Source organism: Streptomyces globisporus, from assembly GCF_003501885.1.
Classification (GTDB): Bacteria; Actinomycetota; Actinomycetes; order Streptomycetales; family Streptomycetaceae; genus Streptomyces; species Streptomyces globisporus_D.
The window spans coordinates 19,473-29,903 of record NZ_QWFA01000082.1 but is presented as its reverse complement, the minus strand read 5'-3'; the positions used below and the strand labels follow the sequence as shown (position 1 = coordinate 29,903).

The window sequence follows — 10,431 nt, the reverse complement described above, 5'->3', positions numbered from 1 at the left end:
GGGCGGGAAGACATAGGCGACGTCGCGGCCGGTCATCATGGCAACGATGTCGCGGGTGGGAGTGTCGGCCGCGGGCAGTCCGACGGCCACGGTCCGGCCGTCCTTGATGACGGTGACCCGGTCGCCGATGCGGCGGATCTCCTCAAGACGGTGCGAGATGTAGACGACGGCCACCCCGTCGGCGGTGAGCCCCTCGACGATGCGGAAGAGGTTGTCGACCTCGTCGGGGTCGAGGGCGGCGGAGGGCTCGTCCATCACGATGAGCCGGACCTCGTGGGAGAGCGCCCGCGCCATGGAGACGATCTGCTGCTGGGCCGCGGAGAGGTCGCCGACGTGCCGGGCGGGGTCGATCTCCGGATGTCCGAGCCGGGCCAGCAGCGCCTTGGCGGCGGCGCGCCCCTCTCCCGTACGGACGATGAAGCCGGCGCTGGTCGGCTCGTGGCCGAGGAAGACGTTCTCGGCGACGGAGAGGTCCTCGACCAGGTCGAGTTCCTGGTAGATGGTGGCGATGCCCAGGCGCATGGCGGCGATCGGCGACTTGAGCTGGACCTTCTCGCCGCGCCAGGTGATCTCGCCGTCGCCTGGCTGGTGGGCTCCGGCGAGCACCTTGATGAGGGTGGACTTGCCCGCACCGTTCTGGCCGAGGAGGCAGTGGACCTCGCCGGCCTGGACCTCCAGGTCGACGCCGTCCAGGGCGCGGACGCCCGGGAAGAGCTTGGTGATGCCGGACATGGTGAGCAGGGGTGGTTCTGGTGCCATGACGAATCCCCTCGGCGAATGGGGTCTCCCCTGCTCGGGCGGGTGCCGAGGGCCGGGGAGGGCCGGTGAGCGGACAGGGCGCAGAGCTGGAGGTGCCGTGGAGTCGGCGGCACCGCGAACGGCTGCTGACAGGGGGTGGTTCCGTGATACGTGACGCGTACGGCTGCTGACAGAAGGTGGATCCGTGGTGCGTACGGCTGCTGACGGGGGTGTTTCCGTGGTGCGTCGTACGGCCTGGCGTCAGGCCGGGGAGAAGAGGTGGTCGCTGATGAGCCGGGCCGCGCCGATCACTCCGGCCGTGGGCCCCAACTCACCCAGAACGATGGGGAGGTTGCCGGTGGCCAGGGGCAGGGACTGCTTGTAGACCTGCGTGCGGACACTGGCGAGGAGGTTGTGACCGAGGCCGGTGACCCCGCCGCCGATCACCACCAGACCGGGATTGAAGAAGCTGACCAGGCTCGCGATGACCTGGCCGAGCCGGTTGCCGCCTTCGCGGATGAGGTCGAGCGCCGCGGCGTCCCCGGCGGCGGCGGCCGCCGCCACGTCGGCCGCGGTGAGGCGGCCCGCCGCCTCCAGCCGGACGGCGAGTTCGGGCGAGCGGCCCTCCCGGGCGGCGTCCTCCGCGTCGCGGGCGAGCGCCGCGCCGCTGAAGTGGGCTTCCAGGCAGCCCTTGTTGCCGCAGGCGCAGGGCCGGCCGTCGGGGTCGACCTGGATGTGCCCGATGTCCCCGGCGCTGCCGGTCGTACCGCGGTAGACCTCGCCGCCGACGACGATGCCGCAGCCGATACCCGTACCGATCTTGACGCAGAGGAAGTCGCCAACGGAGCGGGCCACGCCCGCGTGCTGCTCCCCCATCGCCATGAGGTTCACATCGTTGTCGACCATGACGGGGCAGCCCAGCTCCTGGCTGAGCGCCTCGCGGACCGGGAACCCGTCCCAGCCGGGCATGATCGGCGGCGCGACCGGCACGCCCTCGGGAAAGCGGACGGGGCCGGGGACCCCGATGCCCGCGCCGTCGAAGCCTTCGGCGAGCCCGGAGGCGCGCAGTTTGGCGGCGAGGAGAAGGACCTGCTCGAAGACGGCGACGGGCCCTTCGCGCACGTCCATCGGGTGGTTGAGGTGTCCCAGTACCTCCAGCTCCGCGTTGGTGACGGCCACATCGACCGAGGTGGCGCCGATGTCGACGCCGAGGAAGCGCAGTTCGGGGGCGAGCCGGATGTTGTGCGAGCGGCGCCCGCCGCGCGATGCGGCGAGTCCGTCGGCCACCACCAGACCGGTCTCCAGGAGCCGGTCCACCTCGACGGCGAGCTTCGAGCGCGACAGATCGACCTGATCGCCCAGCTGCGCACGGGAGTTGGGACCCCCGTCACGCAACAGCCGGAGCAGCCGCGCCTGATGCGCGTTCGCGGGTCGTGCCGTCATACGTCTCACGCGTCCCTCCCCGCCACATCGGCCAGTCCGTCGGGCTTTCGAGGGGAACGTAGCAGCGCTTTCCCGGAGTGGGAAGAAGTTGCGCAGGAATCCGCCCCAACTTTTTCCACACTCAGGACAAAGGTCGGCGGGGAGGGGTCGCGGGAACCGGCGGGACGGGGTCCCGGAGATCCGCGGAGCGCGGTCAGGGGCAGCGGATGACCTGGCCCGCGTAGGAGAGGTTTCCGCCGAATCCGAAGAGCAGGACGGGCGCGCCGGAGGTGACCTCGCCGCGCTCGACCAGCTTGGACAGGGCCATCGGGATGGAGGCGGCGGAGGTGTTGCCGGAGTCCACGACGTCCCGGGCGATGACGGCGTTGACCGCGCCGATCTTGCGGGCGACCGGCTCGATGATCCGCAGGTTGGCCTGGTGCAGGACGACCGCGCCCAGGTCCTCCGGGGCGATGCCCGCCTTCTCGCAGACCCGGCGGGCGATCGGGGGGAGCTGGGTGGTGGCCCAGCGGTAGACGGACTGCCCTTCCTGCGCGAAGCGCGGCGGCGTCCCTTCGATCCGGACGGCGTTGCCCATCTCCGGCACGGAACCCCACAGCACCGGTCCGATGCCGGGCCCGCCCGGGGCGTCGGCGGCGGCCGGGTCGGCGGTGACGACCGCGGCGCCCGCGCCGTCGCCGAGCAGGACGCAGGTGGAGCGGTCGGTCCAGTCCGCGATGTCGGCCATCTTGTCGGCGCCGATGACCAGCGCCCGGGCCGCCGCACCGGCCCGGATCGCGTGGTCGGCGGTGGCCAGCGCGTGCGTGAAGCCGGAGCACACGACGTTGATGTCCATGACGGCGGGCGAGCCCATGCCGAGCCGGGCCGCGACCCGGGCCGCCATGCTCGGGGACCGGTCGATCGCGGTGGAGGTGGCCACGAGGACCAGATCGATGTCCGAGGGCCCGAGACCGGCCGTGGCCAGCGCCTTGGCTCCCGCGTGCGCGGCCATCTCGTCCACCGGCTCGTCGGGTCCACCCACATGCCGGGTCTTGATGCCGACCCGGCTGGTGATCCACTCGTCGCTGGTGTCGACCATCGCCGCGAGATCGTCGTTGGTGAGCACCTTGGCGGGCTGGTAGTGGCCGAGCGCCACGACACGTGAGCCGGTCATACGGGTTCCCATCGTCGGGTGGGGGCAGGAAACAACCAGTCTTGGTCGCTACCGCCGGGTACGAGGGCACGTGATCCCACAGGAATCGGGCCCACACGTTGGAGCATTGACAACAGCCTGGTCAGCGTGCTGAACAGCTCGCTGCGACACGCCGGTGCGCGTGCCGGACAATGACCCGGAGAAGCGAACAGCCGCACACGGACAGAATCGGGTTCAGCTCTATGGGACGGGTCACCGAACGCCGCCGCACCCTCCGTATCCGGGACGGTGCCGTCTCCTCCCGTCCGGACACCCTGGTGGCGGAAGAGCCCCTGGAGATCCGGCTGAACGGCAGGCCGCTGGCCATCACCATGCGGACGCCGGGCGACGACTTCGCGCTGGCCGCGGGCTTCCTGGTCAGCGAGGGGGTGATCGCCGAGGGGGACGAGGTCCAGTCGATCGTCTACTGCGCCGGGGCGACGGCGGACGGCGTGAACACCTACAACGTGGTGGACGTGAAACTCGCGCCCGGGGTCGAGGTCCCCGACATCACGCTGGAGCGCAACGTCTACACGACCTCCTCCTGCGGCCTGTGCGGGAAGGCCAGCCTGGACGCGGTGCGCACCACGACCCGGCACCCGGTGGCCGACGCTCCCCCGGTACGGATCACGCCCGAGCTGCTGTCCGTCCTCCCGGACCGGTTGCGGGCCTCGCAGCGGGTCTTCGACCGTACGGGCGGCCTGCACGCCGCAGCCCTGTTCTCCGAGGAGGGCGAGCTGCTGGACGTACGGGAGGACGTCGGCCGGCACAACGCGGTCGACAAGCTGGTGGGCCGGGCGCTGACGGACGGGCGGCTGCCCCTGTCGCGGGCGGTGCTGCTGGTGTCGGGGCGGGCCTCGTTCGAGCTGGCGCAGAAGGCCGTGATGGCGGGGATCCCGGTGCTCGCCGCGGTCTCGGCACCGTCGTCGCTGGCCGTGGACCTGGCCGCGGAGAGCGGACTGACGCTGGTGGGCTTCCTGCGCGGACCGTCGATGAACGTGTACGCCGGTGAGCACCGGATCGCGCTGGGGGCGGCGGCCCCGCAGGGCTGAGCCCGGGGCCTGCCGCACGACGGGCGCCGCACGGGGCCTTCGCTCACTCCCCCGCGAAGGCGCGCCCCTCGGCGGCCAGCGCCTCGCGGAGCACCCCGATCGCCTTCGGGCCGACCCCGTGGAGGGCGAGCACCTCGGCGGCGGTCACTGTGGTGAGCTGGGCGAGGCGGGTGTATCCCGCCGCGCGCAGAGCGCCGCGGGCCGGGTTGCCCGCCCCGTGCGGAAAGTCGTCGGCAGGCGTCTCACCCTTGTCGCTCATGGCACGTCCTCGCTGTGGGGTCCACATGGGCTACCGGCTCAGCGTAACGGCTGGGTCGGACAGTGGGCCGGAGGCGGCGGCCCCTGCCGGGTCGTCCGGGGCCGGCGGCTCCTCGGGATCGCGCGAGCGGCGCTTGGCGATCACCGCGCAGACCATCAGCTGCATCTGGTGGAACAGCATCAGCGGCAGCACGGCCAGGCTCGCGTGCGCCCCGAAGATCACGCTCGCCATCGGCAGCCCGGCCGCCAGACTCTTCTTCGACCCGGCGAACTGGATGGCGATCCGGTCCGCCCGGCCGAACCCGAGCCTCCGTGCCCCGTACCAGCTCAGGGTGAGCATCAGCGCCAGCAGGACCCCTTCGGCGGCGAGCAGCGCGCCGAGCCGGGCGGGGGTGACCTGGTGCCAGACGCCGGCGACCATCCCCTCGCTGAACGCGGTGTAGACGACGAGCAGGATCGACCCCCGGTCGACCAGGCCGAGCACCTTCTTGTGCCGGGTGAGGAAACCGCGGACCCAGCGGCGCAGGAGCTGTCCGGCGAGGAACGGGACGAGCAGCTGGAACACGATCTTCAGCAGGGAGTCCACGGAGAACCCGCCCCCGGCGGACCCGAGGAGCAGGGCGGCGAGCAGCGGGGTCACCAGGATCCCGGCGAGGCTGGAGAAGGACCCGGCGCAGATCGCGGCGGGCACGTTGCCCCGGGCGAGCGAGGTGAAGGCGATGGAGGACTGGATCGTGGACGGGACCAGGCACAGGAAAAGGAAGCCCGCCTGGAGCTCGGGCGTCAGCACGTACGGCACCAGTCCGCCGCTCGCCAGACCCAGCAGCGGGAAGACCACGAAGGTGCAGACCAGGACGGTGAGGTGGAGGCGCCAGTGCGTGAGCCCGTCGAGCGCCTCGGCCGTGGAGAGCCGCGCGCCGTAGAGGAAGAACAGCAGGGCGACGGCGCCGGTGGAGACCCCGCCCGCCAGGTCGGCGGCGCCACCCCGGGCGGGCAGCAGTGCCGCGAGGGCCACGGTGGCGGCCAGCGCCAGGAGGTAGGCGTCGAACGGCAGCCAGGACGGCAGACGGGGGATACGGCGGGACATGTGCGGGGGTGCTCCGGCGGTCGGGGATTCCGTTTCGGCGTCCATCCTGCTCCCGCACGAGGCCATCGGGAATCCCGCACACCGCTCTGACTGTCATCATGGATCCCGATAACGTGCAGCCATGAGCAACGCGGACAGAGCGAGCGCGGACCGGATGAACGTGCACCGGATGGACGCCACGTACGACCCCGCCCAGCTGCGTACCTTCCTCGCCGTCGCCCAGACGCTCAGCTTCACGCAGGCCGCGCGCAGGCTCGGGGTTCGCCAGTCCACGGTCAGCCAGCATGTACGGCGGCTGGAGGAGGCGGCCGGGCGGCAGTTGTTCGCCCGGGACACGCATCGCGTCGATCTCACGGACGACGGCGAGGCGATGCTCGGCTTCGCCAGGTCGATCCTGTCGGCCCACGAGCGGGCCGCTGCGTTCTTCGCGGGCACCCGGCTGCGCGGGCGGCTGCGGTTCGGGGCCTCCGAGGATTTCGTGCTGACCCGGCTCCCCGAGATCCTGGAGTCCTTCCGCCGCGACCATCCCGAGGTCGAGCTCCAGCTCACCGTGGAGCTGTCCGGGACGCTGCACCGGCAGCTCGCGGCGGGCCGGCTGGATCTGGTGCTGGCCAAGCGGCGGACCGGGGACACCCATGGCGAACTGATGTGGCAGGACGCCCTGGACTGGATCGGCGCGCCGCAGCTGCGCCTCGATCCGGAGCGCCCGGTACCGCTGGTCGTCTTTCCGCCACCGGCCATCACCCGGGCCCGCGCCCTGGAGGTGCTGGAGGAGCACGGGCGCGCCTGGCGGATCGCCTGCACGAGTACGAGCCTGAGCGGCCTGGTCGCGGCGGCGCGGGCGGGGCTGGGGGTGATGGCGCACTCACGGGGGATGATTCCGCCGGGCCTGGTGCCGGTTCCGGCCAGGGTGGGGCTGCCGGAGCTCGGCGGGGTCGATTTCGTCCTGCTGCACGGGAACCGGCGGGGCGCGGCGCAGGAGGCGGCGGACGCCCTGGCCTCCGCGATCCTGGCGGGCGGTGACCGGCTGCACCGAGGAACGGGCGGTACGGAGGGGCCGTAGCCGCTCTCCGGACCGGCACCGGCCCCGGTGCTCGCGGCGGTCGGATTCGGTGGAGATTCCGGCGCGAGCCGCTTACCCCTCCGGCAGAACTGGGCCCCCGTACGCCCGAGCCTTGCCCATCTGGCCGGATTTCGACGGTTGACCTGGGGGGGTCGTCCTGGTGTGCGGAGACTCCGGACCTCTCCCGCCGGGCCCCCGCTTGGGGTAGCGTCGCGGCGCTGTGCGGAGCGCCACGAGGAGCATGTCATTGCGCGAATTCACTGTCCCACCCATGGCGGCGCCGCCTCAGGTCGGCGGTCTGGCCGATGTGGTCTTCGACCACGCGGAGGATGATCCGCACCGCGTCGCGCTCGGCCGCAAGGACGCCGGGGGCCAGTGGCGCGATGTGAACTCCGGGGAGTTCCGCGATGCTGTGCTGGCCCTGGCCAAGGGGCTGATCGCGCACGGCGTGCGGTTCGGCGACCGGGTCGCGCTGATGTCCCGTACGCGCTACGAGTGGACGCTCTTCGACTTCGCGCTCTGGACCGTCGGGGCCCAGTCGGTGCCGATCTACCCGACCTCCTCCGCCGAGCAGGTCCTGTGGATGCTGCACGACGCCGAGGTGGTGGCGGTGATGGTCGAGCACGAGGACCACGCGATGACGGTCGGCTCGGTGATCGACCGGCTGCCGCATCTGAAGCGGCTGTGGCAGCTGGACGCCGGAGCGGTGGACGAGTTGTTCGGGGCGGGCGCGGGCATCGACGACGAGGTGGTGCAGCGGCACCGGCGCGCGGTGACACCCGACTCCGTGGCGACCGTCATCTACACCTCGGGGACGACGGGCCGCCCCAAGGGGTGTGTGATCACCCACGCGAGCTTCATGTTCGAGAGCGACACGATGGTGGGCCGCTGGGAGCCGGTGTTCCACTCCAAGCCGGGCGACGAGGCGGCCACCCTCCTCTTCCTGCCGCTGGCCCATGTCTTCGGGCGGATGGTGGAGATCGCCGCGATCCGGGGCCGGGTCAAGCTCGGCCATCAGCCGGAGCTGTCCGCGAACGCGCTGATGCCGGACCTGATGTCCTTCCGGCCGACGTTCATCCTTGCCGTGCCGTACATCTTCGAGAAGGTGTTCAACGGGGCCCGGCGCAAGGCCGAGACGGAGGGCAGGACCGGACCGTTCGACAAGGCCGTCGACATCGCGGTGAAGTACGCCGAGGCGGTGGAGCTGAAGGCGTTCGGGGACGGTCCCGGCCCGTCGGCCGGGCTGCGGATGCAGCACCAGTTCTTCGACAAGGTCGTGTACAAGAAGGTCCGCGACGCGATGGGCGGCCGGGTGCGGCACGCCATGTCGGGCGGCTCCGGGATGGACCGCCGTCTCGGGCTGTTCTTCGCGGGCGCCGGGGTGACGGTGTTCGAGGGGTACGGGCTGACCGAGTCGACCGCCGCGGCGACGGCGAACCCGCCCGAGCGCACCCGGTACGGGACGGTCGGGCAGCCGATCCCGGGGACGTCGGTGCACATCGCGGACGACGGCGAGGTGTGGGTGAACGGACCGAACGTGTTCTCCGGCTACCTCGGCAACCCCGAGGCCACCCGGGCGGTGCTCCAGGACGGCTGGCTGGCGACCGGGGATCTCGGTTCGCTGGACGAGGACGGCTATCTGACGATCACCGGACGGAAGAAGGAGATCCTGGTGACGTCGGGTGGCAAGAGCGTCTCCCCGGCCGGTCTGGAGGAGCGCGTACGGGCGCATCCGCTGGTGGCGCAGTGCATCGTCGTCGGCAACGACCGCCCGTACATCGCGGCGCTCGTCACCGTGGACCAGGAGTCCGTGGACCACTGGCTGTCGATGCAGGGCCGCTCCCCGCTCGGCCCGGCCGAGCTGGTGCGGGACCCGGACCTGGAGATGGAGGTCCGCCGTGCGGTGGTGGCCGCCAACACGGCCGTCTCCCAGGCCGAGTCCATCCGTACGTTCCGCATCCTGGCCCACCCCTTCACCGAGGAACTGGGGCTGCTGACGCCCTCGCTGAAGCTGAAGCGGAAGGCGATCGAGACGGCGTACGCGGTCGAGGTCGACGCGCTCTACCACTGACCGGAGGCAACGGGAATGCCTGGGCCCGCCCGGTCGTTGTCGTGGGGAATCACCAACCGACGACGTTAGGATCGACCGCTCGTGAGCAAGGTCCCCTCCATCACCCTCAACAACGGCCTCGACATGCCGCAGCTCGGTTTCGGTGTCTGGCAGGTGCCGGACGACGAGGCGGAGAAGGCGGTCGCCACGGCCATCGAGACGGGGTACCGGAGCATCGACACCGCCGCGATCTACGAGAACGAGACGGGCACCGGCAAGGCCATCGCCGCCTCCGGCGTCGCGCGCGACGAGCTCTTCGTCACCACGAAGCTGTGGAACACCGAGCAGGGCCACGACAGCACGCTGCGCGCCTTCGACGCCTCGCTCGACAAGCTCGGCCTGGACTACGTCGACCTGTACCTGATCCACTGGCCGGTCCCGGCGAAGGACGCGTACACCGAGACGTACAAGGCGTTCGAGAAGATCCTCGCCGACGGCCGCGCGAAGGCCATCGGCGTGTCGAACTTCCACCCCGAGCACCTGAAGCGGCTGCTCGCCGAGACCTCCGTGGTGCCGGCCGTCAACCAGATCGAGCTGCACCCGCAGCTCCAGCAGGCCGAGGCCCGCGCCTTCCACGCCGAACACGGCATCGCCACCGAGGCCTGGTCGCCGCTGGGCCAGGGCAAGGGCCTGCTGGCGGTCCCGACGGTCGTCGCCGTCTCCCAGAAGCACGGCCGCACCCCCGCCCAGGTGGTGCTGCGCTGGCATCTGCAGACCGGCAACATCGTGATCCCGAAGTCCGTGACCCCGTCGCGGATCAAGGAGAACCTGGACGTGTTCGACTTCGAGCTGGACACCGACGACCTCGCCGCCCTCGCGGCCCTGGACGAGGGCAAGCGCCTCGGCCCGGACCCGGCGGAGTTCAACGTCGGCGCCTGAGCGCCCGGCCGGCCACGGCGCCCTTACTGTGATCGCGGTGGGGGCGCCGTCGTCGGCCACCTGGACGAGCGGCAGCCCGCATCACGCATCCATCGGGGAGACTGGAACCATGAGCGGCGAACTCGCGCCCGTCGTCGAGGCGGGCCCGTACCGTCTGCGCAACGTCGGCAGCAAGCTGGTGCTGGAGGTGTACGGCGCGGCGAAGGGCAGCGGGGCCCGGGTCCAGCAGGGCGCGGACGACGGGACTGCCGCGCAGGTGTGGCGGCTGTCCCCGGTGCACGAGGGCGCGGCCCTCTTCCACCTGGTCAACGAGCACAGCGGGAAGCGGCTGGACGTGGCGAACGCCGACACGTCGAACGGCACCCGGATCCAGCAGTGGAAGGCCAACAACTTCGGCGCCCAGGAGTGGCTGATCGAGCAGCATCCGGAGGCGCCCGGGACGGTGACGCTGGTGAGTTTCATCAGCGGGCTGGTCATGGAGGTCGCGGACGGTTCCACCGAGGCCGGGGGCACGGTTCAGCAGTGGGAGGACACCGACTCCTCCTTCCAGTGGTGGCAGTTGGAGCCGGTGACGTAGGGCCTCGGAAGTCGGTGGCGTAGGTCCGGCGGAGCGGCCCGGGGCGGTGTCGC

At 71.5% G+C, this 10,431-nt stretch carries 10 protein-coding genes; 5 read left to right on the top strand and 5 right to left on the bottom strand.

What is annotated here, in order from left to right; genetic code table 11:
- From D3105_RS17080 to D3105_RS17070, 3 genes are all read right to left on the bottom strand, one after another.
- Positions 1 to 759, bottom strand: a 759-nt coding sequence (locus tag D3105_RS17080; protein WP_206272771.1) for an ATP-binding cassette domain-containing protein, incomplete at its 3' end; no start/stop codon positions are given.
- A 240-nt stretch (positions 760 to 999) separates the two neighbouring features.
- Positions 1,000 to 2,181 (bottom strand): ROK family transcriptional regulator, encoded by a 1,182-nt coding sequence (locus tag D3105_RS17075; protein ID WP_118904047.1) that lies wholly within the window; start codon positions 2,179 to 2,181, stop codon positions 1,000 to 1,002.
- Between the two features lie 193 nt (positions 2,182 to 2,374).
- On the bottom strand, positions 2,375 to 3,334 hold the full coding sequence (locus tag D3105_RS17070) for a beta-ketoacyl-ACP synthase III (RefSeq protein ID WP_118904046.1): 960 nt from the start codon (positions 3,332 to 3,334) through the stop codon (positions 2,375 to 2,377).
- 221 nt (positions 3,335 to 3,555) lie between these two features.
- On the opposite strand from D3105_RS17070, the gene fdhD reads away from it, so the two are divergent.
- Positions 3,556 to 4,404, top strand: a complete 849-nt coding sequence (gene fdhD / locus D3105_RS17065) for a formate dehydrogenase accessory sulfurtransferase FdhD (RefSeq protein WP_118904045.1) — start codon at positions 3,556 to 3,558, stop codon at positions 4,402 to 4,404.
- A gap of 43 nt (positions 4,405 to 4,447) precedes the next feature.
- Here fdhD and D3105_RS17060 read toward each other — a convergent pair whose 3' ends face one another.
- Positions 4,448 to 4,663, bottom strand: a complete 216-nt coding sequence (locus D3105_RS17060) for a DNA-binding protein (protein WP_118904044.1) — start codon at positions 4,661 to 4,663, stop codon at positions 4,448 to 4,450.
- A gap of 30 nt (positions 4,664 to 4,693) precedes the next feature.
- A complete protein-coding gene (locus D3105_RS17055; RefSeq protein ID WP_118904043.1) occupies positions 4,694 to 5,749 on the bottom strand; it encodes a bile acid:sodium symporter family protein in 1,056 nt (351 codons plus the stop codon).
- Positions 5,750 to 5,918: 169 nt separating this feature from the next.
- On the opposite strand from D3105_RS17055, the gene D3105_RS17050 reads away from it, so the two are divergent.
- The 4 genes from D3105_RS17050 (at position 5,919) to D3105_RS17035 (ending at position 10,378) form a co-directional block, all read left to right on the top strand.
- Positions 5,919 to 6,812 (top strand): LysR family transcriptional regulator, encoded by an 894-nt coding sequence (locus D3105_RS17050; RefSeq protein ID WP_118904049.1) that lies wholly within the window; start codon positions 5,919 to 5,921, stop codon positions 6,810 to 6,812.
- Positions 6,813 to 7,083: 271 nt separating this feature from the next.
- Positions 7,084 to 8,883, top strand: a complete 1,800-nt coding sequence (locus tag D3105_RS17045; RefSeq protein ID WP_118904042.1) for an AMP-dependent synthetase/ligase — start codon at positions 7,084 to 7,086, stop codon at positions 8,881 to 8,883.
- A gap of 81 nt (positions 8,884 to 8,964) precedes the next feature.
- Positions 8,965 to 9,801, top strand: a complete 837-nt coding sequence (locus D3105_RS17040) for an aldo/keto reductase (RefSeq protein ID WP_118904041.1) — start codon at positions 8,965 to 8,967, stop codon at positions 9,799 to 9,801.
- Between the two features lie 109 nt (positions 9,802 to 9,910).
- The gene (locus D3105_RS17035) at positions 9,911 to 10,378 is read left to right on the top strand and encodes an RICIN domain-containing protein (RefSeq protein ID WP_118904040.1); all 468 of its coding nucleotides are present in this window, start codon (positions 9,911 to 9,913) and stop codon (positions 10,376 to 10,378) included.
- Positions 10,379 to 10,431: the final 53 nt, after the last annotated feature.

Bases quoted from the DNA above. Each gene is read 5' to 3' on its own strand.
- D3105_RS17075 (WP_118904047.1), bottom strand. From the start codon at position 2,181: ATGACGGCACGACCCGCGAACGCGCATCAGGCGCGGCTGCTCCGGCTG.
- D3105_RS17070 (WP_118904046.1), bottom strand. From the start codon at position 3,334: ATGACCGGCTCACGTGTCGTGGCGCTCGGCCACTACCAGCCCGCCAAG.
- fdhD (WP_118904045.1), top strand. From the start codon at position 3,556: ATGGGACGGGTCACCGAACGCCGCCGCACCCTCCGTATCCGGGACGGT.
- D3105_RS17060 (WP_118904044.1), bottom strand. From the start codon at position 4,663: ATGAGCGACAAGGGTGAGACGCCTGCCGACGACTTTCCGCACGGGGCG.
- D3105_RS17055 (WP_118904043.1), bottom strand. From the start codon at position 5,749: ATGTCCCGCCGTATCCCCCGTCTGCCGTCCTGGCTGCCGTTCGACGCC.
- D3105_RS17050 (WP_118904049.1), top strand. From the start codon at position 5,919: ATGGACGCCACGTACGACCCCGCCCAGCTGCGTACCTTCCTCGCCGTC.
- D3105_RS17045 (WP_118904042.1), top strand. From the start codon at position 7,084: ATGGCGGCGCCGCCTCAGGTCGGCGGTCTGGCCGATGTGGTCTTCGAC.
- D3105_RS17035 (WP_118904040.1), top strand. From the start codon at position 9,911: ATGAGCGGCGAACTCGCGCCCGTCGTCGAGGCGGGCCCGTACCGTCTG.